20 protein-coding genes and 3 pseudogenes are annotated in these 20,410 nt (G+C 63.3%); 6 read left to right on the forward strand and 17 right to left on the reverse strand.

Annotation, left to right across the window (positions count from 1 at the left end):
• Positions 1-250: 250 nt before the first annotated feature.
• From HDG37_RS00800 to HDG37_RS00810, 3 genes are all read right to left on the reverse strand, one after another.
• Positions 251-832 (reverse strand): hemerythrin domain-containing protein, encoded by a 582-nt coding sequence (locus HDG37_RS00800; protein WP_184043562.1) that lies wholly within the window; start codon positions 830-832, stop codon positions 251-253.
• 152 nt (positions 833-984) lie between these two features.
• Positions 985-1,575, reverse strand: coding sequence for a rhomboid family intramembrane serine protease (locus HDG37_RS00805; protein ID WP_184043564.1), 591 nt, complete (start codon positions 1,573-1,575; stop codon positions 985-987).
• On the reverse strand, positions 1,572-4,448 hold the full coding sequence (locus HDG37_RS00810) for an AMP-binding protein (protein WP_221311856.1): 2,877 nt from the start codon (positions 4,446-4,448) through the stop codon (positions 1,572-1,574). Before HDG37_RS00810 ends, HDG37_RS00805 begins: the two co-directional genes overlap by 4 nt.
• A gap of 457 nt (positions 4,449-4,905) precedes the next feature.
• Here HDG37_RS00810 and HDG37_RS00815 point away from each other — a divergent pair, with 457 nt between their 5' ends.
• The 3 genes from HDG37_RS00815 (at position 4,906) to HDG37_RS00825 (ending at position 7,888) form a co-directional block, all read left to right on the forward strand.
• Positions 4,906-5,595, forward strand: a complete 690-nt coding sequence (locus HDG37_RS00815; RefSeq protein WP_184043566.1) for a CBS domain-containing protein — start codon at positions 4,906-4,908, stop codon at positions 5,593-5,595.
• A gap of 990 nt (positions 5,596-6,585) precedes the next feature.
• Entirely contained in the window at positions 6,586-6,930 is a 345-nt protein-coding gene (locus HDG37_RS00820; RefSeq protein ID WP_184043568.1) for a universal stress protein, read from the forward strand.
• Positions 6,931-7,237: 307 nt separating this feature from the next.
• Positions 7,238-7,888, forward strand: a complete 651-nt coding sequence (locus HDG37_RS00825; protein ID WP_184043570.1) for a BON domain-containing protein — start codon at positions 7,238-7,240, stop codon at positions 7,886-7,888.
• Positions 7,889-8,050: 162 nt separating this feature from the next.
• On the opposite strand, the gene HDG37_RS00830 is transcribed toward HDG37_RS00825, so the two are convergent.
• Both HDG37_RS00830 and HDG37_RS00835 read right to left on the reverse strand, forming a co-directional pair.
• Complete coding sequence (locus HDG37_RS00830) at positions 8,051-8,647, reverse strand: lipocalin family protein (RefSeq protein ID WP_311540948.1); 597 nt, start codon at positions 8,645-8,647, stop codon at positions 8,051-8,053.
• Positions 8,648-8,859: 212 nt separating this feature from the next.
• A complete protein-coding gene (locus HDG37_RS00835; RefSeq protein WP_184043572.1) occupies positions 8,860-9,156 on the reverse strand; it encodes a DUF1488 domain-containing protein in 297 nt (98 codons plus the stop codon).
• A 95-nt stretch (positions 9,157-9,251) separates the two neighbouring features.
• Between HDG37_RS00835 and HDG37_RS00840 the strand changes: the two genes are divergently transcribed.
• Positions 9,252-9,461, forward strand: coding sequence for a ChaB family protein (locus tag HDG37_RS00840; RefSeq protein WP_184043574.1), 210 nt, complete (start codon positions 9,252-9,254; stop codon positions 9,459-9,461).
• Positions 9,462-9,657: 196 nt separating this feature from the next.
• Complete coding sequence (locus HDG37_RS00845) at positions 9,658-10,089, forward strand: Hsp20/alpha crystallin family protein (protein WP_184043576.1); 432 nt, start codon at positions 9,658-9,660, stop codon at positions 10,087-10,089.
• 179 nt (positions 10,090-10,268) lie between these two features.
• Here the strand turns inward: HDG37_RS00845 and HDG37_RS00850 are convergent.
• The 11 genes and pseudogenes from HDG37_RS00850 to HDG37_RS00900 all read right to left on the reverse strand — a co-directional run.
• Positions 10,269-10,834, reverse strand: a pseudogene (locus HDG37_RS00850) (dienelactone hydrolase family protein).
• Between the two features lie 36 nt (positions 10,835-10,870).
• Complete coding sequence (locus HDG37_RS00855; RefSeq protein ID WP_184044454.1) at positions 10,871-12,208, reverse strand: erythromycin esterase family protein; 1,338 nt, start codon at positions 12,206-12,208, stop codon at positions 10,871-10,873.
• On the reverse strand, positions 12,208-12,885 hold the full coding sequence (locus HDG37_RS00860; RefSeq protein WP_221311874.1) for a phosphoribosyltransferase family protein: 678 nt from the start codon (positions 12,883-12,885) through the stop codon (positions 12,208-12,210). The genes HDG37_RS00855 and HDG37_RS00860 overlap by 1 nt, the downstream gene beginning before the upstream one ends.
• A gap of 340 nt (positions 12,886-13,225) precedes the next feature.
• Positions 13,226-14,125, reverse strand: a complete 900-nt coding sequence (locus tag HDG37_RS40220) for a hypothetical protein (protein ID WP_409259889.1) — start codon at positions 14,123-14,125, stop codon at positions 13,226-13,228.
• An 89-nt stretch (positions 14,126-14,214) separates the two neighbouring features.
• Positions 14,215-15,645, reverse strand: coding sequence for an MBL fold metallo-hydrolase RNA specificity domain-containing protein (locus HDG37_RS00870; RefSeq protein ID WP_184044456.1), 1,431 nt, complete (start codon positions 15,643-15,645; stop codon positions 14,215-14,217).
• A gap of 79 nt (positions 15,646-15,724) precedes the next feature.
• Entirely contained in the window at positions 15,725-16,081 is a 357-nt protein-coding gene (locus HDG37_RS00875) for a hypothetical protein (RefSeq protein ID WP_311540950.1), read from the reverse strand.
• A gap of 178 nt (positions 16,082-16,259) precedes the next feature.
• Complete coding sequence (locus HDG37_RS00880; protein ID WP_184043578.1) at positions 16,260-16,928, reverse strand: SagB/ThcOx family dehydrogenase; 669 nt, start codon at positions 16,926-16,928, stop codon at positions 16,260-16,262.
• 576 nt (positions 16,929-17,504) lie between these two features.
• Complete coding sequence (locus tag HDG37_RS00885) at positions 17,505-17,990, reverse strand: hypothetical protein (RefSeq protein WP_260332711.1); 486 nt, start codon at positions 17,988-17,990, stop codon at positions 17,505-17,507.
• Between the two features lie 36 nt (positions 17,991-18,026).
• A complete protein-coding gene (locus tag HDG37_RS00890) occupies positions 18,027-18,401 on the reverse strand; it encodes a DUF3564 domain-containing protein (RefSeq protein WP_184043580.1) in 375 nt (124 codons plus the stop codon).
• A 59-nt stretch (positions 18,402-18,460) separates the two neighbouring features.
• Complete coding sequence (locus HDG37_RS00895) at positions 18,461-18,793, reverse strand: c-type cytochrome (RefSeq protein ID WP_090804947.1); 333 nt, start codon at positions 18,791-18,793, stop codon at positions 18,461-18,463.
• Positions 18,794-18,912: 119 nt separating this feature from the next.
• A pseudogene (locus tag HDG37_RS00900) lies at positions 18,913-19,476 on the reverse strand (nitroreductase family protein); the annotation flags it as partial.
• A gap of 276 nt (positions 19,477-19,752) precedes the next feature.
• Between HDG37_RS00900 and HDG37_RS00905 the strand changes: the two are divergent.
• Positions 19,753-20,028 carry a DUF1488 domain-containing protein gene (locus HDG37_RS00905; RefSeq protein ID WP_184043583.1) on the forward strand — a complete coding sequence of 92 codons (276 nt, stop codon included), beginning with the start codon at positions 19,753-19,755 and terminating at the stop codon, positions 20,026-20,028.
• 49 nt (positions 20,029-20,077) lie between these two features.
• Here HDG37_RS00905 and HDG37_RS00910 read toward each other — a convergent pair.
• Positions 20,078-20,380 (reverse strand): annotated as a pseudogene (locus tag HDG37_RS00910) (nitroreductase family protein); the annotation flags it as partial.
• Positions 20,381-20,410: the final 30 nt, after the last annotated feature.

Below are 20,410 nucleotides of genomic sequence, written 5' to 3' on the forward strand. Positions count from 1 at the left end.
CACGCAGCGTTCGGCCCGCGCATTCCATTTTATAACCGCGACGCCGGCTCGGGTCTACGGGGGGACGACAGCGGCAACGTACCAGGTCGTCCTCAGGGGGCGACTAGTCGAAGTGAGCGCCAAGAGATCTGTCCAAAGTTCCATCGAATCCGGTCAGTCAAAGCCGCGGGATGGATGACCCAAACTGGCCGCTGTGAGAGGCATCTCTCATACGCACCACAACTCGCCAACTCTGCGAGACGCCAGAGTTTCAGTGGCTGACTTCCCGAATGATGTTCACGATCATGTGGAACAGCTTGTCGAGATCCTCTTCCAGTTCGACACCCTTGAAGGGATCGCGATTCGAGCCGAACGCCGCATCGATTTCCGCCCAGTCGTCTGCGGTTAGGACGTGCAGGGCGACGGGTAAGACTACCTCTTCTTCGATCCGACGGTGATTTGCGCAAAAGCTTGCGTATTGTTCGACCTGGCTGCGAAGGTCAGCGAGCGCGGAGTTCCCTGCCAATTCATAACGGGTTAATGCGTGCTCGAGATTCCGAACCCTCGTCTCGCCTTCGGCATGTTGACGAGTCAGTTCGTCCAAAACGTCATTGAGTTCATTGGTCCGCTCTCGTATCCGCATGAACAGGTGCTGTTCCTCTTTCGGATGATGAACACGTTCTGGATACTCCCGGACGTAGTAAAGCATTGACCGAAAGACCACGAAAGCAGGTGCAGCGCCATCTTGCTCGCGAAGCCGACCAAACTGGAGCATCCCGCCGATCACCGTCGTCAGTTGCTGATGCTCCTTGAGGATGATACTGGGCCCATCCCTGCGTCCCCAGGCGTTCATGGGACATCTCCGTCAAAATTGTATTCAGCGTAACAGCCCAGCACTGCAGAACTGCGGATGCCGCAACTTAGCCAGCTAGCGCCGCTGGTTACAGACTGAACCCGCCAGGACGGAGCGCATTGATCGCGATCAAATCAGCATGCTTGCGGCCCTCAGTCGGTCCTCCGTTCGCGTGGCGTATGCATCCAGTGCAGTAACAGCGTCGCCGCCCCGAGCATGCCGCCAACATGCGCAAAGTGGGCGACGCCGCTTTGTGCGCCGGAAATGCCAAGAACGAGTTCCAGCACGCCATAGCCGGTAGCGAATAGCCACGCGGGCATCGGCACGGGCGGGAAGAGCAGGATCACACGGCGGTGCGGGAACAGCAGTGCGTAGGCGATCAGCAGGCCGAACACGCCGGCCGAGGCGCCGATGGCCGGTACACGCACCGTCGCATCAGCGAGGCTTGCCAGCAACTGCAGCAGCGCCCCGCTCATCACGCTGGTGCCATACAGCAATGCCAGGTGCGTGCGACCTATCGCGGCCTCCACGTCGCGGCCAAACATATACAGTCCGAACATGTTGACGGCGAGGTGCATGAAGTTGCCATGCAGGAAACTGTAGGTCAGCAGCTGCCACACCTGAAATGCCGGCGTACTACTACTGCGCGCCGGCCAGAGCGCGAAGAGTCCGATCAGCCGCTCAGGAGCGAGTTGCTCAACCAGAAAAGCGGCGGCGTTCAGGGCGATTAATAGACCGATCACGATACGGTGCTCGCGAAGTCGTGTTCGTTGTCATGCTCTTGCGCCGTCTTATCGATAGGATGTGCGATCAGAGAAGGTTCGCCGCAACGCGCGAGGATTGCGTTCCGGGCGGCTTCGCGGAGTCGGGCCATTGCGCCGAGGTCGGAGCCGTCGGGAACGATGGGCGGCAAGATGGCGACCTTGATGGACCCCAATCGCGGCAACCAAACGCCGTCCGGCAACACCGCGCGCACTCCGGCCAGTGCCACCGGCACGACGGCGCGGCCGGCGGCGCAAGCCACCCGGAACGCGCCCAGGTGAAATGGCCTTAAGCCCGCGCCGCGACCGAACGTGCCCTCCGGAAAGAAGAGCAAAGGCGAGTCGCCGTCCGCCTGCTGTACGAGCCGCCGCTCGTCGTCGACACTGCCCCGGTATTCCCGTCGCTCCACAAACGAGGTGCCGATCGCGCGCAGAAAACGGCCGGCCAACCAGTGGCGGTCCAGGCCCCGCTTGGCGACGAACCGGACAGGCTGCGGCAATACGGCAAGCAGGATCAAGCCGTCCAGATAGCTGCTATGGTTCGCCACCATGACGAGCTCGCGCATCGCCGCTGACCGCGCATCGATCTCCACGTCGACGCGCAACCCGGTCAGCCGCAAAAACAGACGGCCGACGGCGGCTGCCCGACGCCAGTTGCGCGGCGTGTCGACCGACAGGAAGACCGTGCCTATGAGTGGCGAGAGCATGCCAAGAACCGTCCAGCAGTAGAACCCGTATGCCGCGTGCGAGGCCTGCCGCGCGATCCGTCGCAGAAACGGCAAGAGGGCGCCCACGAGGACGCTCGCGAATTGGCGCCATACAGGACTCGCTGGTGACGGCCTGCCGCCGCGTTCGAACTGGTCGAGGGTGGCGGCGTGTCTGATCTTGCCGCTCGGTGTCTTGAGAATGGTGTCCGGTGTGACGAGGCACACGTGCTCGGCAGGCGCGCCCAGTATTTCGACTGCCGTGGCGCGGACGCGCGCAAGCAGTTGCTCGCGCGCGGCGGCTTGCGTCAATGCCGTTTCCGCGAGGATCACGACGCGCTCGGTGCCGCTCGCGCGATCCGTGCTGCCGCATACGGCCACGCCGCCGGCAGGGATGCCCGGCAGCCTGCCGATCGCCTCCTCGAGTTCGTACGGGAAGATGTGGTGACCGCCGCGAATGATCAGATCTTTGGCTCGACCCGTGATGAAGAGTTCGCCGTCGGCGAGATAGCCGAGATCGCCGGTGTCGAGCCAGCCGTCGTGGATCAGCCGCGCGGTCTGTGCGGGGTTATGAAAATAGCCCATCGTCGCCGACGGGCCACGAAATTCAATGCGACCCACCTGGCGTTGCGGCTGTTCTCTGCCGTCCTCGTCGACTATTCGGATCTCGACGCTGTCCAGCGCTTCGCCGCAGCCCACGACTTCAATCGCGTCTGCGTCAGAGCGGGCCGGCAATGCCTGTCCTGTGGCGCCGAGCGCGTCGCGTTGCACGCGGTCCACATGCAGCCCGCGGCCGGGACGCGGAAAGCTCAAGCCCAACGTGTTTTCCGCGAGCCCGTAGACGGGCGTCACCGCGCGCGCGTCGAAGCCATAGTGGCCGAAACGCGCCGCGAACGCGCGGACAGTAGCGGCGCTGACCGGTTCGGCGCCGCAGAAGGCAAAGCGCAACGACGACAGATCGAGACCCGCCAGGATGGCTTCGTCAAGATGTTGGGCGCAATGCGCATAGGCGAAATTCGGCGCAGCGGTGAGCGTGCCGCGATAGCGCTGGATCAGTCGCAACCACCGCTCCGGGCGCGCCAGAAAAACGGTGGGCGGCATCACGACTAGCGGCATGCCGAAATACATGGGCCCGAACCACGCGCCGATCAGCCCCATATCGTGGTAAAGCGGGAGCCAGCTGACCAGCACGTCGGCGGACGTCACCTGCATGCGCGCGCCCATGGCGCGGATATTGGCAAGCAGGTTGGCATGCGTGAGCATTACGCCTTTCGGGTCGCCGGTGCTGCCTGACGTGTATTGCAGGAGCGCAATGTCACTGGCCGCCAGTGGCACGGACGTTTCATTGCGGTCGACACCGATTTGCGCCGCCGTCAGGACCTGTTGCAAAGCGGGCACATGCAGCTTCAGAAGACGGCCCACGCCGGCAACTTCAGGCGAGGCAATCAGCGCTTTGGCGCCGGCATTCGACAGCACGGCTGCGTGGCGCCGGACGTGCTCTTCTATCTGCGAGACGCGAGCGGGCGGGTAGATCGGAACGGGAACGGCGCCGCTCATCAATATCGCGACAAACGAGACGAAGTAATCCCAACCGGTCGCCAGCATCAGTGCAACCGTATCGCCGGGGCCGATTCCGTGGCGGCGCAGACCCGACGCAGCCGCGGCGGCGCGGCGATCCAGATCGCCGTAGGACAGTTCTGCAGGCGTCATGCCATCTTCGAGAAAAACGATGTGCGAGCGCTGCGGATGCCGGTCGACGTGCCACTGCAATACCTCGATCAGCGTCGTCGCCTCACGCGGTTCTTCGGTCAAAACCGACGCCGGCGCCTGGGCGCGCTGCGCAATCGACGGCTGTTCGCCGCCGGAGGCCGCCGGCGCCTCTGAGCGTTTGATGGCCTGTACGAGCTCGGCGGGCGTTAGTGCGGTGGAAAAGGCATCGAGCGGCGCGCGAACATGAAGCGTCTGCTCAATCCGGTTAAACAGTTCAGCGCGCGCAAGACTGTCGAAACCAAGATCCCGTTCTAACTGCGAGTCGAGATTGACGGATCCTGGGGGGGCCGCGTCGGCGTGGGTTTCCGCGTAGAGCGTTGTGACCACGCCGAGAACTCCTTCGGCCAGGTGCGTGCTGTCGAATAGCTGATCGGTTCCCATCGCGGCTCCCCCGTCGCAGGCACTACCTTGACTTGTCCAGTACGTCCAGGTTGACGAGCGGCACGTACTTCCATGTCCCCGCCGCCTTCGACGTGCCGTCCATGGTTGAGCGCCCGCCCGCGCCATCGAACATGGGAGCGAACGGCGCCATGAAGCGGTGTTCCGCAGAGCGCGCGAGCGGGTGGACGACGTCAGCGCTACGGCAAACGCGAGTTACGCCTGCTATTCGACAGCAGACGGCCGGCGCCCAGTTGATCTGAGTCAAGCGACACAGCGCCGCCGCTACACATCGAGAGAGAACTTCACGCGTCGGTCCCCGGGATGATCCATGTCAAATGAAGCGCTGCCGTGCCGGCTTAATCTCGAACCATACGAGCGCTCGCGGGCAGCGTGGTGCCCACGACCGAGGACGGCCTTTTCCGCCCATTAAACAACCCATCTGTTCAGGAGCGTTGCCATGCGTGCATCCGATGTCATGACCGGTACGGTCATATCGGTCACACCCGACATGACCGTGCGAGAGGTCGCGAAAATATTTGTCGACAACGGCATTAGCGGTGCGCCGGTGCTGGATCCCGACGGCACGGTCGCCGGCATGATCAGCGAGGGCGATCTGCTTCGCCGCGCCGAAATCGGCACCGACGAGCGCCCGCGAACCTCGTGGCTCCATCTCTGGTCCGCCAGTCATGAAGCACGGGACTACATCAAGACCCATGCGCCAAAAGTGCGCGACGTGATGACAAAGGACGTGGTGACCGTTCAGCCCGACACGTCCCTGGCCGAAGTGGCCGCTATTCTGGAGACGCGGCGCATCAAACGTGTGCCCGTGACCAAGGCGGGGCAGCTTGTGGGCATTCTGAGCCGCGCCAATCTTGTGCAGGCGCTGGCGAGCGTCCCGGATGAGCCGACATCGGATGTGACGCTCGCGGATGGCGAAATTCGCGCAATCTTGATGGACGAGCTCGCGGGCCGTAACTGGGCATTCGCCGGACGCAATATCGTGGTCACCAACGGAGTCGTGCATCTGTGGGGCATATTCCATTCGATGGAAGCCGTCGATGCGGTTCGTGTGGCGGCGCAGGCCATACCTGGCGTCAAGGGCGTCGAGGATCATACGGAGCCGTATCCAGCGATGCCCGGCATCTAGCAGGTGGTGGCCGAAACGGCGCGGCATTCAAGACTCGGAGGTATGAAAGCAGGATCGTCGGCGTCGGCGTCGGCGTCGGCTTCGACTTCGACGACGCGCGAGCCAGAGCCAATATGGCAATCTGCCGCTGATGCGGCCATGAATGAGTTCGCCCCCGGTTGTTTTGCTCCGATACCAGAGCTCCGATACCAGATCATGCGTTCCGATCCAGCGTCGAGCACATCGAGCGGTGTTGACTCGCCTGTTGCGCCTGTTGCGCCGGTCGTGGCCGGTGAGGCTGGCGTGCCAACCTCAGGGCCGTTGCCGCGGACAACGGATCAACGGTTGCCGTTTGCCAGCCAGGCTGGTGTGACAAAGGCGCGTCACGGAGAGGGCACCTTCCTCTCTTCTGCGCATTCAGCGCGATGCTATGACGTGAGCCTTACACCATCGGACGGGAGAGGCAGGTGCTATCAAGTAAAGCAATAAACCGGGATGTCGAGCCGACAGTCCATGGAGGGCGCGCGGCATCGACTGCAACTTATCGGCGCATTTTCATTGGTGCGCGGGGTGGTCGTTTCCCGGGCGCTCTGATCGACTATGCATCCGCGTGGGCGGGCCGCGAGACGGTACTGCAAGTCGCCGCGGCGGTAGCGCGGCCCGCCGGTGAGGGCACGCGGTTACGCGACTCGGGCGATGCGCGCCGTACGGCCGAGGAAATGTTGCGGACTGCCCAAGCCCTGCTTGCGATGCGCGGGCTCAACGCAAGCACGGCGCTTCTTGCGTTGTCGCACCCCGACGCGAACAGCGTGCATGCACTGGCCGAGGCGGCTCGCCGTTGGGGCGCCGACTTGCTGCTGACTGACTGCGCCGGACCGGCCAGTCTTGCGCGTGAGGTCGCGAGCGGCAGTCTCCGAAACCATGCGAATCGCCGCCGATCGCGCAGCAGTGCGAGTTGGCTATGTGGCATGTTCGCCGCAGGATCGATGGGACAGGTTATGCCACGAGGCTGTGATTCTTCAGCCGGCGCACGAGGGAGATGACATCGCGCAGGCGATCGGACTGGCCGCTCGGGAATGGCGCGCTGACCTGCTCGTGATCGGCACCCGCGGCGCACGGCTGACGGGCAAATGGCGCTTCGCCAGTGTCGCCGAACAGGTGGCCGCGCTGGCGGTGCTGCCAATGTTGCTGATGTCGTATTCGCCCGCAGACCGATGGAAAGAGAGAGGGACCGGCAGGCTGTGGAGAAGAACCGACAAAGCCGATCTCATGATTCGCGGTAGCTTCATATCGCTGAGGGTGATTCACAGGGTGACCGTCGCGAACGGGAGCGTGGGAGAGCCCCGTAGTGACTAACGTGACTAACACGCCTTGTCGTTGCTGCGCAGTGCGGATATCGACATCGGCGGGGCTGAATGCAAACGAATCCTCATTGCGGTCGACAGTTCGCCGGAGTCGGCGCGTGCAGCACGGCCAGCCCCGGGGGCTTGACGCGACCCGTGGAGGGGAACACCGGGCGCAGCGTCCGACGCGCGGGCCAGCGGTGCGCTCCATGATTGACCTCGGTCAATTGAATCGTGCGGAGGCGCATTAGTCTGAGTGCGTGACGTATCCGCGGCGCGACGCCGTGTCGCGTTGCGACAATTGCTGAGGAGAATTTTCCATGAAGCCGGACAGTCAACTGAAACAGGAAGTCGAGGACGAACTGATGAACAATTCAGCCGTCGACGCAAACGGAATAGGCGTTGCCGTGGTCGACGGCATCGTGACGCTCAGTGGGCACGTTCCGGACTATGCGAAGAAAGTCGCGGCTGAAAAATGCGCACTCAGAATAGCCGGAGTCGTCGCGGTGGTGGTCGGCATCGACGTGAAACTTCACGAGTCCGAGCAGCGCACCGACGAGGACGTTGCCTTGAGCGTGCGCGCCGTTCTCGACTGGATCGCGGGCCTCGAAGAGCAGGCGATCAAGATCAAGGTCGAAAAGGGTTGGGTGAGCTTGAGCGGTGAAGTCGAGGACGGTTACCGCAGCCACATCGCCGAGAAAAACATTGTCCACATGCGTGGTGTGACGGGCGTGACGAACGACATCCGGATTCGTGGCTCTGCTTCCCCGATCGAGATCGAGTACAACATCCGCAAAGCCATTCAGCGCCATACCGATCGTGAGTTGAAGCACGTGGGCGTCGAAGTCGACGACGGCAGGGTGATCCTGTCGGGGCGTCTCAGTTCGTCCATCGAGCGCTCCATCGTATCGGGGGCTGCGCGTTCCACGCCTGGCGTGAAGGCTGTCGTGGACCGTGTGGTGATCGGCTGACGCGGCGAAGCCGGCCGCTGGCGCGTTCATTGCCGTGCATGGCTGACTCTGGCGTGGCGGACAGTGCTACCCCCGAGTCCGGCCATGCCGACCGTCGCGCCGGGACAGCAGGCAGGAGCGGCACCGCCGCCGTGGCTCGGCTCTCCGGTCCTGTCCAGCGACTCATTGAAAACCGGGCTGGCCGATTTGCTCCGTGCTTTGCGGAACCCGCCGTACCCGGTTCAGGTTGACGCCCATGCGGGCAAGACGCGCGCGCATCTTCGCATAGGTGGCTTCATCCATCGCTGGACTACGCGAGAGCAGCCACATCATGTCGCCGTCGGCGACGCAGCGGATCGTGTAATGGTAGTCGGGATCCACATACGCTGTGACGACCACCACTTCGAACGGCCAGATCAGTCCCACGCGCCATTTCGTGTTACCAGTTCCGGGCATCACCTTCGCCACAAAATGGCTTCCCGTGACCGGCGCGTCGAAGTTGTGACGCCGGCCGAGATATTTATCGTCGATCCTTCCATCGCCGCGCAGCGTCCACTCGTCGTAATTGCCGACGTAATCGTGCTCACTGAGAACCGGCGTTTCCGCGATCACGTACCACCGGCCCATGTACCGGTCGAGGTCGATCGGCGGGCCCGACCTACATGCCGACGGGGGCGCTGGCGGGTGCGGCGGGACTGCCGGATCGTACGCGCAACCGGCAACGCAGATGACGAACGAGGCGACGCACGCAAATGATTTGTGCATAGGGGTGTTGGACATCTCTCTGGACGTCAATTGGACGGCGCTGCTGGCGTTGCTTCGGCACGGAGGCGAAGTTGAATACTTCGATCACCACTTTTCTGGAGCGATTCCTGAACATCCCAATCTGAGGGCGCACATCGATACCGCGCCCGAAATTTGCACGAGCGAGCCCGTGGACTGGAATGTAGGAGGAGAACATCGTCTCTGGGCGATCGAGTCTTCATTCATATTCAGACGCAATCGGGGCGCGCACCCAGCCTGAACCTGAAATGGCCGCTGTGCAGCAGCAGTTGCTTTGTGTCCACCAGGTGCAGAAGGTCGCGGGCGATATTCTGTATTTCGGACCGGTGGCGGGTGAACGCGTTTAGCAGATCTGCCGAAGAGGGCGATTTTGCGCCAAAGTGATCTTCCAGCGCTTCGGCTGAAATCGCGCAATCAATGCTTTTTCCGTCGACGCATGCATCGAATCCAATGGTCAGATTCGAGCCGCGATACTCCGGTGCGGTGGGGGGAAAGGTGATGCGCATCGCTATACTCCTTCCGGATCACGAAGTGCCGTCCTGCGTTCATCATCGGCGCGATCTCGCATCAGTTGCTGATCCATATCAAAGGGGGGTGAGGCATGCCCTACTACGCCAACTCAGATCTACCTACGTCCGTGCAAGCTCACTTGCCCCCGCATGCGCAGGACATCTATCGTGCCGCCTTCAATCACTCTTATGCAGCGCATGCCGGGGATGCGCGACAGGAGCAGATTGCTCATCGAATTGCGTGGGCAGCGGTGAAGCGCTCCTACATCAAGGAGGGCGATACCTGGGTGCTGCGGGAGTAGCCAAGGCGTATCAGTTGATACACATCAATTCAGCCTATGTAAGAGCGCCTACCGTTGAGTTTCGTCGACGATGTGAAATCAGTGCAGCAATTCATCACGTCGACGGGTAGTTCGCTCGCACGTCTGCACGGTGCAGCGCGCTGGCCATTCGATATGACATCCATGACGACAATGGATAATGTTAGGAGTATGCAACATGAGCGATTTAAAACGTTATGAACCGTTCTCGATCGACCCTATGTCTGAACTGTTTCATGGGCTGTTTCGCCCGCTCCGAGGTCTTGCGAGTGACGGGACTGCGCTGAGCGACATGAAAATCGACGTAACGGAAAGCGATAACGCTTATACGGTCAAGGCGGAGCTGCCTGGTGTCGAAAAGAAGGACATCGACGTCAAGATCGACGGCAACGTCGTCTCGATCAACGCCAAAGTGGAGCGAGACAAGGAATTGAAGGAGGGTGACAGGGTTATTCGCCGTGAGCGTTATACGGGAGTCGTCAGTCGATCGTTCTCGCTGGCGAGCGACGTGAACGAAGCCACCGCCACCGCACAGTATCAGGACGGCGTGCTATCGCTGACGTTGCCGAAAAAATCATCTTCCGCGCAAAAAAGTCTGCCGATCGGCTAACGGGCGTGGTGACGCAGTGCTCACGGCACTGCGTCACCACGCGTAGCCGGGAAGGCAATCGTGGAGAAGACGGTCGTTGATGCCGCCGCTGGAATGGCTATTTGACGGTCCAAACCGGCTGGCGGCCGCCGGCTCCGAAAATACAGGCATTGCGGCGCCGATGCGCGCGGACGCGCTGTTCATCCACTCGAAGCGTGCGGCGGCAGATAAATCGAGAACCAGGCCGCCGCGAGCCGTGCGACCTCTTCCAGCGTACCTGGCTCTTCAAACAGATGCGTGGCGCGCGGCACGAGGACCATCCGGTGCTCACACGCCAGCCGGCGCGCAGCCCTCTCGTTCAGCTCGATCACCGGTGTATCCAGTGCACCGACGATCAGTAGCGTTGGCGCGCGGCGCCCGCACCGGTGCTGGCACCGAACAGGCCAACGTCGAAGGCCGCGGTTGCCGGGAGCGCCTTGAGCCAGTCGATCGCGTCGGTCAGGCGTCGCGCGAGCAGGGGAATGTCAAAGCGGTAGAGACCCGTTTCAATGTCCTGATCATTTTCATCGGCTGTCAGCAGGTCGAACAGCAGTGTCGCGAGCCCTGCCTGCTGCAGTACCGCGGCAACATCCCGATTGCGGCGGCTGAAGCGGCTGCTGCCGCTGCCATGCGCAAACGCGACCACCCCGCTCGGCTCTTGGGGCACAGCGAGAATGCCGTCCAGCGTGACTCCACCGGACGGTATCGATACATCGCTCATCCGGATCTCATGCATAGGGCGCCTCCGCGTCGCATGGTGTGCTCAGGCCTCCTGCCCGGGCTTTTCGCGCCGATGCCACTGATGCGGCGCATCGAGCGGCTCCACGGCGCTCGTCTCGTCGAGATGGAGCAGTGCGTCGAACTGGTTTGCGAGGGACGTCCAGAAATAGTGACTTTCGCGTTCAGTCTGGGGCAGGTAGATCACGCCGATCGCCCGTTCGAGCATGGCTTCGCGCAGCGGTTCCGACGCGGGCCCGTGCAGCGGCAGGAAAAAGCGGTCCAGTCCGGTGCTGTGAAACAGATATTCATAGCTGTCGCGCAGCGCCGGGCGTACCCACTTGTGCTCGACGTCGCCGCCCCATTCGGACGCGGCCGATACGTGTCCGGTGTAAGTGCTGAAACCGACAAGCAGCGCGCTTGCACCGACTGCTTCACGTACCAGTTGTCCAAGATTCCACTCGCCGCGCAGACGCGATTCTGTCGCGCGCGCATCACCGACGTGGGAATTGTGCGCCCAGACGACGCGTCCCGTTCCGCCGCGCCGGATCCGGTAGGGGGCGAGAGCTGACAAGGTGCGGTACATGTGCGCGTCGCGCAGATTCCAGGTGTTCAGGCGACGCCCGAACATCGATCGATAGTAGTGTTCCGCGTCGACGACGATTTCAGCATTCTGCTGCGCGAAGAACTGCGCATCGATGGCCCCGAGGCCGTCCTGGGATAGATGCAGGAGTGCGTCGGCGCGCATCTGCAGCAACTGTGCGACCGCGCCTTCCCGCGCATCAGGCCGGGCCCCGATAGCGGTCGCGTAGCCGTAGCCCTGCGGTTCGCGCACATGATCGAGCGCGGCATAGCGCTCGCGCGCCATCGCGGCCTGCCGCGGGTCCACCTGTTCGAGATAGTGGATCACCGCGTCGGCTGACTGGTACATGCTGTACAGATCGAGTCCGTAGACACCGACGCGCTCTTGCGGCGGAAGTCCGGCGTTGTGCGCACGCAGCCATACGACGAAGTCGCGCATTTCACGATTGCGCCACATCCAGGTAGGAAAACGCCGGAAATCGTCAAGCGCGGCGTCGGCGCCGACGTCTGTATCGCCTTCGCCTTCGTCTTCGCCTTCGCCTTGCACGAAGCGGTTCACGCGCCACGTATCGGGCCAATCGCCTTCGATCGCGACGGCGTCGAAGCCGCCTTCGGCGATCAGACGCCGGGTAATCTGTGCCCGCATCCGGTAGAAATCCTGCGTGCCATGCGTGGCTTCGCCGAGCAGTACCAGTTGCCGGCCGCGTGTCATCTCCAGCAACGCGTCAAAGTCGGCGTCGTTGTCGTTGAGTCGTTGTGCGAGCTCGCGCACGGCGAGAAATGGGGCGGCGGCGGGGTGCATCACGACACGTCCTGACGCGAGCGTGCAAGGAGGGCACGCACTTCCGCATCGCTTGTCTGCCCGAAGTCCTGATAGTACTGGCTGACACCGCCGAACCGGCGCATGCAGTGGGTACAGACGAAGTCGTCCGCGAGACCGGCCAGACTTTCTGCGCTGCTCTGTGACGCAACCGGCACTGCAACGACAATTCGCGCCGGTTTGCCGGTGGCGCGCATCGCCGCGATTGCGGCACGCATTGTTGAGCCCGTCGCGATGCCATCGTCGACAAGGATGACCGTTCGGCCTTCGACGTTCAGCGGTGGCCGCTGTGCGCGATACAAGGCTTCTCGCCGTGCCAATTCACGGCGCTCGTTATTGAGCACGGTGGCGATTTCGGGTTGGGTAACGCCTGCCATGCGGATCGTCTGCTCGTCGAGATAGAGTGCACTGCCGGAAGCAATTGCGCCCATTGCCAGTTCCGGATAGTGCGGCACGCCCAGCTTGCGCACGACCAGCACGTCCAGCTCGACGCATAGCGCTTGCGCGACTTCATAGGCAACCGGAACGCCGCCACGCGGCAGTGCCAGTACGATCACATCGCGACGTCCCGCATAGCTGCCCAGTTGCCGTGCAAGCATGCGGCCTGCCTCGGCGCGATCGCGAAACGGCGGTTCCACCTCCATCCAGGCCGGACTCATGGCATCACCGCTTTGCCTGGCAGTCCACCTGTCCTGCAATGATAGATGCGCATTTGACGTCTCCCTCCGGATGCTCGGTTCGATATGACGGGCCATAGCGCAACTACCCGATTCCAGATTCTCGACGTCCAGTCGACGCAGGACTTGAGATCGATCAAGAAATTGGTGTGAGGCGAATGTCCGTCGGAAGGTGCAGGCATCCTGGCCCGATCGCTCTGTGTGCAAGCGACACCCTCAGCGCTCCGGCCGAGCGAACATGCGGCTGGACGCGGCCTCGATCTATCGCAAAGCACGACGTCACCGCACCTGACTGAAGTCCGTGACTCGGCCTGAAAAAAAGTCATGGCCGACGCACCGGATAGCGGCGCCGCGGGCGGGCGAGCCGCGCTGAAGTGCGGGACAGCGCGAGCGCGAGCGGTTCCGCGTGAGCAGGCATGCCAGCCGTGCGCTCATGCGCCTGGCGCATCGGCTTCACCTGCACGGCCGGCCATACTTCACGACGGCCACGAACCTTGCTCCGCTTCGGCATGACTTGCTGGCGCCGAGGACGGCGCCGATTCTGCAGATGAGCGATGCTGACGAGCGAGCCGGGTACGTTTGCGCTCCTGTCGTGGCGGGTCATGCGTTCGATCAGCCCCAGCAGGCCCACCACCTTGCGCAGACGCGCCGCGCTAAGCTGTCCGCTGGACAGCGGGGGCAGGTCGTCGACGATCGGCGAGGCATGGCGGATCTCGATCCGGCACATGGGCGCTTTGTCGTCGAGCACGATCAACACTTCATACAGTCTGGGGTCGTGCCGGGCACCCCGGTAATGGAAACTGAAGCGGGTGGGGCCGGACCGGTGGTCCGAAGCCGATGCTGGCGGCGCGGGCATTATGCGCCGCCGTAGAAATCCGACGAGACGCCAAACGGCGAGGTAGCCTCCGCCGCTGGCTGGCTCGCAACCATGCAATCGGTCGTCAGCAGCAACGACGCGACGGAGATCGCGTTCTGCAACGCCGTGCGCGCGACCTTGGAGCCGCTGTCGCCACTGTTCCAGTTCGCGGCGGTAAAGCAATTCCTTCAGGCTCTCTTCGGTCTTCCAGTAGTCGAGCTGCAGCCGCACGCCGCACATCTCGGGGCGTTGCAGGAACGACGCGTCTTCGTCGGCCTGCAGGTATGTCGGGCTTTCGAGAAGATGGCGCACGCGTGGTGACAGCTTTCGAGCGGCTGCGCGCGTGGGTGCAAGCTTACCGGGCATCGTCACGCGCGGCCATGCGGGCCGTGACGGCTTGCCTGTCGCACGCTTGACGGCGCGGCAGCGCGCGAGGTTTTGCGCAGGGCGTGACATCAGCTCTGCGCTGGGCCGGAGATCGAACATGCCGCAGCGGCGGCCGCGGACCGGCCGTCGAGCGCAGACCTTTCCGCCAGCTCGACGCTTTGCTGATACACCGGCACCGTGCAAGGCCAACCAAGCGTGTCGGTAATTCGACGACGCAACGCATCGGCGGCGGCGGGCTCACCGTGCGTAATGAACGTTTGCGCGGGCGCCGGCGATATCGCTGCGAGCCAGTTCAGCGTTTCGCTGTAGTCCGCATGCGCGGACAGCGACGAAATCGTCTCGACATGTGCGCGAATTCGCACGTACTCGCCGTGAATCTTTACCGCTGGCTCGTGTGCGGCAATGGCGGCGCCGCGCGTGCCCGCGGCCTGATAGCCGACCAGCGCGATCGTATTCCTGGGGTCCGGCGCATACAGGCGCAAATGATGGAGCACGCGACCGCCGGTGGCCATGCCGCTGCCAGCGATAATGACCATCGGACCATGATGCGCGGCGATCGCTTTGGACTGCTCGACCGAGCGCACCATGACTGCCGCCTTGTCGATCATGGCCGCCTGCGAAGCCGTCAGGCGGTGCTCGCTCAGATGGTGCCGGTACACCTCCGTGACGCCGGTGGCCATCGGGCTGTCCAGATAGACCGGCACGTTTGCCATGCGCCCGGTCTGCTTCAGATGCGCGATGTAATAAAGGATTTCCTGAGCTCGTCCGACCGCAAAGCAGGGCATGACCACGATGCCGCCGCGCGCGAACGTCCGCTCGAATAGCGCGGCCAACTCCTGCTCGGGATCGGTCGTGGCATGCAGGCGGTCGCCGTAGGTCGACTCGACGACCAGATAGTCCGCGTGCGCGAGCTTCATGGGGGCGCGCATGATCGGATCGTTCGGCCGGCCGAGATCGCCTGAAAAAGCCAGCACCGTATGGCGCCAGCAGAGCACGACGCTGGCCGCGCCCAGGATATGTCCGGCAGGCAGAAAGCGGAAGCACAACTCGTCGTTCAGTGGGGTGGGGACATCGAATTCGCGTGGCACGATGAGCCGCAGCGCGCGCTGTGCGTCGTCGAGCGTGTAAAGCGGCAGAGCCGGCTTGTGCTTCGAGAAGCCATGACGGTTCGCGTAGTCGGCTTCCTCCTCCTGTAGACGCGCACTGTCGCGCAGCATGATGTCGCACAGGTCGGCCGTGCCGGGCGTGCAGTAGACGGGGCCGCGATAGCCGCTGCGCGCGAGCACGGGCAGGTAGCCGCTGTGATCGATATGCGCGTGCGTGAGGATCACGGCGTCGAGCGTGTCGACGGGCATGGGCAGCGGGCTCCAGTTGCGCAGGCGCAGGTTTTTCGTACCCTGAAACAGACCGCAATCGATCAGAATCCGCAAGCCGGCCGCTTCGAGCAGATATTTCGAGCCGGTGACGGTTTCCGCGCCACCCAGAAAAGTCAGTTTCATCATGCCCTCGCGCGGAACCCGCCCATGGCGGCGATAAATACCATTGCACTGCATTGGTCCGGCGCAGCTTTGACATGGATCATCGAATGCGGCCGGGCGGTTCGGCTTTCGCTTCACTATCGCATTCGATCGCGCGCCAGAATTCGCATAACTGGGGATGAACAGCGTCGTGCCAGCGTGGGCCCGTGAAAAGATCGTAATGGTCGCACTGGCCGATGGTCGCGCGCCGATGCCATGGCGCGTCCGGCGCATGACCTAGCACGTGCGCGCAATGAGTCTGATCCGCGCCGGTGATGTCGTCGCGGTCTGCCTCGATCGTGCAAAGCGGGACTTGCCCAAGCGCGCCGGTATTCCAGGCCGACCTGACGCGCGGGATGCGCGGCCAGGACGGCAGCCTGCTGGATGAAGCCCGGATAGACCCGGGGTCCGGACGCAGACGTTGAGCGCGCTATCGGCGAACGCCCTGGCGAGGCGCCGTTGTGTATCGAGCAGGCCGTACCACATGGGTTGCCTCTTCGGATCAGGCATGCTGCCAACGGAACCCTGCCGGCCGCCCGATAACCGCATCGCGCGCGAGGCCCGGGTTGCCGGCCACCGCTGCGCGCCACGCCGCTTCAATCCGCGAGCGAATTCAGTGTCGTTGCCAGCGCGCCTACGGTTTGAGCCAGGATCGGCAATTCGTCCTCGTTCAATTTCAGTGCGTCGCTCAGCGAGCGATGATTGATCCAACCCCGTACGACGCATCCGAGTCCGGCTGAAGCGCAATACAGCGACACGTTCTGTGCCATCGCGCCCGCCGCGACGGCGGAAAAAATATCGCGCTGCTGAGGCGGCATCGTCAGCAGGCGCGACATGTTGACGACATACACGAGATCGAGCGGTGCGTCGCCGACAAAATCCTGGTATCCCGTCATATTGCGCGCGTCGCTCTCGTGTTTGAGTACGAGCCGATGGTTTGGCGCGTCATAGCGATAGACTCCGTTCGGCAGCACCGCATAAAGGTCGATTTCATTGAAGGCATGGGCCGACGGCGCCGTGCGGCCCCCTGTCGCCGGACGGTTGACGCCGTCCGCCGCCCATAGCAGCGCACCAAGCGTCGCGGGCATCAAGGGTGTGTCGGAAAATTCGCGGGTGCTGGCGCGCAGCGCGAGCGCTTTCATCAGCGGCATGCCGCCGGCCATGTCAGGCCTGGGCAGCGTGATCACGGCAGGCGTTTCGCCGCGGGTACGAGCGGGGGCGCGTCCGGGCGCCGGTTCATAGGACAGCAGTTGCATATCGGTCATGATCGACTCCGTTCAAGGTCAGCGCCGCTGCATGCGCAGGTGAACCGGGCGCACGCGTTTTCACCATAACCGCGCTGAACGCCTGTGCTTTGATGCGTGTCAACCGATCCTTCTCGCCGCGTATGAATCGTACGGCGCTCGTGGTTGTCCGGCTCTCGTTGATGCAAATCAACCCGCATCGCAGCCGCGTACGTAGTCTCACTGCTGGTATCAGGGATGCCCGACAGTTGTTCACCGTGCGTCCGCGGTGCCCGGCACGCCGACCAGACGCAGTCGCGACCGGTTGAGCGCTGCTGCGCTTCGATGGCGAAGGGACGTGCCCCGCGCCCGCTCTGGCTCGCATGGCGGCTAGCGCCATTGAGCGCGGATTCGGCCATCAGGCGCGGCATTCATTCACGATGACCTCGACAAGGATGAACCTGAACGTGAGCGATACGGTCGCGTTATATGCGGCGCTGGGTGGGGGATGGGAGAGCGGGCAATGACCGGGCAAGTTTTTGAGTGAGAGTTCGCGGGCATCGCGCCGGGAGGGCGATGCGTGGAGGGCGCGGGATCGAGGCCCGCGCAGCGTGCGCCTCAGACGTTGCGCGCCTTAGGTGCGGAAGCCGTCGACGCCGGCGCGTCACCCGGCTGGTCCCGCTCACAACGTTCGAGCCGCAACGCGCCCCAGCCGAGCGGAGCGAACACGCGGCCGCCAGCAAGCTCGACCTGCTCGACAAACGATTCGAGCGTCACGCCAGCCATGATGTGAATCGGCGCGTTGCTGATGAGATCCTGCGTGCGCAGCCACGGAGCGTCGCCCCGATTGATCTCGATGACGCTGCGCTTCTTGCCGTCGTAGCCCGCATCGGGCGGATACAAGGGACCGTCGAAGGCGACCGTCAGAATCTGCTGCGGCATGTCATCGTAGGGGACGCCGGCATGTTGTTCATACGGCACCTGTTCCCAGCCGTCGCCCCATTGCTGATCGAGTGGCACACGCGTGAAATAGGCCCACGGGGCGCGCACGAAACAGAGTCCATACGCGTGCCGTACGCCGTCCAGATCCGCGGTCAATCCCATGAGCGCACCTCGTTGTCGCGACGGTTCAAATAAGGTTCAGGCAGTGTCGTCATCCGCGAAAATGCCATTTTCAGGCTCCGCGCCCTCGTGGTCGACACATTGAATGTGCCAGTGGCCGCTCATCAGCGTCCTGCCTGCATTGGCGCACCATTGCGCACGCCCGGTCTCACCTTCGAACGGGCCGCCGGACACGTTCAGATCAAGCCCCTCAAGCACACAGCAGGGCACCGAATCGTGCGGGCCGCACACGAGTGTATTGTCGCAGTCGACTTGCAGCGTGCCCCATTCGGGCAGTTCGAGGCCCAGGTGCCCCTCGCGCGACCATTGACGCGTTTCGTTGTCGAGCCACAGGATGGCGAATGCCATCGGATTGACACGGTCGAATGTGTCGAGGTGGATGGTCAGGCGCATGATTTTCTCCATCTGTACCAAGTGCGTCCGCAGTAAGCGGCTAGTCGGTTCGTTGCTGTTCATTGACTCAGGACCCACTGGATCAGCGTGTGGGCGTCTTCGGGCGTAAGCGGTCCGCCGCGGTCAGGTGGCAGCGGCATGGCCATGTCGCCCCAATGCGCCTTGCCGCCGACCCGCAGTTTGTGTTCGAGCATCACCTGCGCATTCGGCTCGTTGCGATAACGTTCCGCGATCTGCTGGAACGAAGGGGCGAGAAACGGCGCGTCGCGGGTATGGCAGAACATGCAATGCTGTTGATCGACGAGGGCGGTCGGCTCGGACTGCGCGAACGCCGCGCCGCTTGCTGTCAGCAGGAGCCCGACTACATGCGCGGCCAGGTACGGCGGAAACATGGCTTTCACGAGACACACTCCACGAAAGGTTGCAGGCTCAGTCTACGTTCGACGACGCGGTTGCAATTGACTCACGTCAAGCCGACGTTTGCCCGCGCTCCATCGACCGTTTGCGTGAGTCATCGGGCGTCGCCGGCGCCAGCGGATAAATCAAAGTGGCCCACCGTTTGAGCGAGCACCGGAACGCTGTCGCGCGGCAGGCGCATTTCGACACTCAGCGCGCTGCGGTTGAGCCAGCCGCGCGCCGCGACAGCGAGTCCTGCGGCCGCGCAGAAGAGATAGACGTTCTGCACGATCGCGCCGGCGCTCGCCGACGCAAAAGGTTCGCGCTGCGACGGTGTGATGTCGTGCATGCGTGCAAGATCGGCGACGTACACCAGATCGAGCGGCGCATCGCCCACGAAGTCCTGGCAGCCCGTCAGCCCGCGCAGATCGCTTGCGACGGCCAGGTCGAGGCGATGTCGGCGTGGATCGTAGCGATACAGTCCGCGCGCGAGCACCGCATAGATGTCGATTTCATGCAGGGCCAGCACCGAGGGCGCGGTTCGCCCGCCGTCCGGCCCGCGATTGATGCCGTTGGCCGCCCACAGCAAATTGCTGAGTATCGTGTCGTCCAGCAAGTCGGCAGCGAAGCGGCGCGTTAGATGTTTCATGAACACGTCGTCCTCGTGCAAGCCGGAACTGCAAACGGCACACCGTCATCGTCTACCACCGCGGCATTTAATGATTGACTCAAATCAACCGGCTTTCGCGAACGTGGGACTGTTCGAGGCCTGCCGTCAGGTGATGTCACTCGTTCGATCCGAGTCAGCCGGGATCGCCACCAAAAAATTGGCGACGTTTCAAGCGGGTCTATTCTGAACACATCGGAGCGCCGAGCGTGGCCGCACTCTGGTTATCCGCGCCGCTTCCGTCGGCTTTGTTCAAGCCACGTACTTTCACTCTCACAGGTACCGGCCATGCATATCCATTTCCCGCAGGAACGTCCCGAGTACTGCGCGCGCGATCTCGTCGTCGCCTTTCCGGCGGAGGTCGACGGTGAGCGCGTGCAGTGCGCCATTACCGCGGAGGCGCTGGAAGACCACTTCGGCGCGCCGTCGTTGCGCGAAGACGATCTGATCGAAGCGTTCGATACACACCGGCAGCCTATCGAGGCCGCCGCGCGAAATTTGCTGAAAGAAGTGGGCGCGAAGCCGGTCATGATGCACAGCGGCTACTTCCGCTTCCGCGATTGAAGCCGCGCGGCCGGGCCGCTGATCGGCGCTTTGACTGCGCCGCGCTACGAGACACCACGTCGGCAAGTGGGCGCCGCGGCGAATGCGGCACGGCGCCGCCGCGGCCAACCCGGATCAGCAGTTGCGGGACGGCGTCCAGATTGAGCGCGGCGCGCAGGCGCTCGCGCAGCGAAGCCACTTCGATCGGTTGATTCAGGTAGGAAGCCGTCATGCCTTCGGAGGCGGCGGTGAGCAGCACCCGTTCGAGCGCCTGCCCGGCCGCGAGCCATGCGGCCGCGTCGTCCGTGCCGGTGCCGATGCACAGCAGCAATGGCGAGCCGGCGACGAGCGTCTGATGCGCTGCGGCGGGCTTGACTCCGATCAAACGGCGGCGAGCGCGCGC

Source organism: Paraburkholderia sp. MM5384-R2, assembly GCF_014201025.1.
Taxonomy (GTDB): domain Bacteria; phylum Pseudomonadota; class Gammaproteobacteria; order Burkholderiales; family Burkholderiaceae; genus Paraburkholderia; species Paraburkholderia tuberum.

Excerpts from the sequence above, each read along its gene's own strand:
- HDG37_RS00800 (WP_184043562.1), bottom strand. The coding sequence starts at position 832 with ATGAACGCCTGGGGACGCAGGGATGGGCCCAGTATCATCCTCAAGGAG.
- HDG37_RS00810 (WP_221311856.1), bottom strand. The coding sequence starts at position 4,448 with ATGGGAACCGATCAGCTATTCGACAGCACGCACCTGGCCGAAGGAGTT.
- HDG37_RS00815 (WP_184043566.1), top strand. The coding sequence starts at position 4,906 with ATGCGTGCATCCGATGTCATGACCGGTACGGTCATATCGGTCACACCC.
- HDG37_RS00825 (WP_184043570.1), top strand. The coding sequence starts at position 7,238 with ATGAAGCCGGACAGTCAACTGAAACAGGAAGTCGAGGACGAACTGATG.
- HDG37_RS00830 (WP_311540948.1), bottom strand. The coding sequence starts at position 8,647 with ATGTCCAACACCCCTATGCACAAATCATTTGCGTGCGTCGCCTCGTTC.
- HDG37_RS00835 (WP_184043572.1), bottom strand. The coding sequence starts at position 9,156 with ATGCGCATCACCTTTCCCCCCACCGCACCGGAGTATCGCGGCTCGAAT.
- HDG37_RS00840 (WP_184043574.1), top strand. The coding sequence starts at position 9,252 with ATGCCCTACTACGCCAACTCAGATCTACCTACGTCCGTGCAAGCTCAC.
- HDG37_RS00845 (WP_184043576.1), top strand. The coding sequence starts at position 9,658 with ATGAGCGATTTAAAACGTTATGAACCGTTCTCGATCGACCCTATGTCT.
- HDG37_RS00855 (WP_184044454.1), bottom strand. The coding sequence starts at position 12,208 with ATGCACCCCGCCGCCGCCCCATTTCTCGCCGTGCGCGAGCTCGCACAA.
- HDG37_RS00860 (WP_221311874.1), bottom strand. The coding sequence starts at position 12,885 with ATGAGTCCGGCCTGGATGGAGGTGGAACCGCCGTTTCGCGATCGCGCC.
- HDG37_RS40220 (WP_409259889.1), bottom strand. The coding sequence starts at position 14,125 with ATGCCCGGTAAGCTTGCACCCACGCGCGCAGCCGCTCGAAAGCTGTCA.
- HDG37_RS00870 (WP_184044456.1), bottom strand. The coding sequence starts at position 15,645 with ATGAAACTGACTTTTCTGGGTGGCGCGGAAACCGTCACCGGCTCGAAA.
- HDG37_RS00880 (WP_184043578.1), bottom strand. The coding sequence starts at position 16,928 with ATGACCGATATGCAACTGCTGTCCTATGAACCGGCGCCCGGACGCGCC.
- HDG37_RS00885 (WP_260332711.1), bottom strand. The coding sequence starts at position 17,990 with ATGGGATTGACCGCGGATCTGGACGGCGTACGGCACGCGTATGGACTC.
- HDG37_RS00890 (WP_184043580.1), bottom strand. The coding sequence starts at position 18,401 with ATGCGCCTGACCATCCACCTCGACACATTCGACCGTGTCAATCCGATG.
- HDG37_RS00895 (WP_090804947.1), bottom strand. The coding sequence starts at position 18,793 with ATGTTTCCGCCGTACCTGGCCGCGCATGTAGTCGGGCTCCTGCTGACA.
- HDG37_RS00905 (WP_184043583.1), top strand. The coding sequence starts at position 19,753 with ATGCATATCCATTTCCCGCAGGAACGTCCCGAGTACTGCGCGCGCGAT.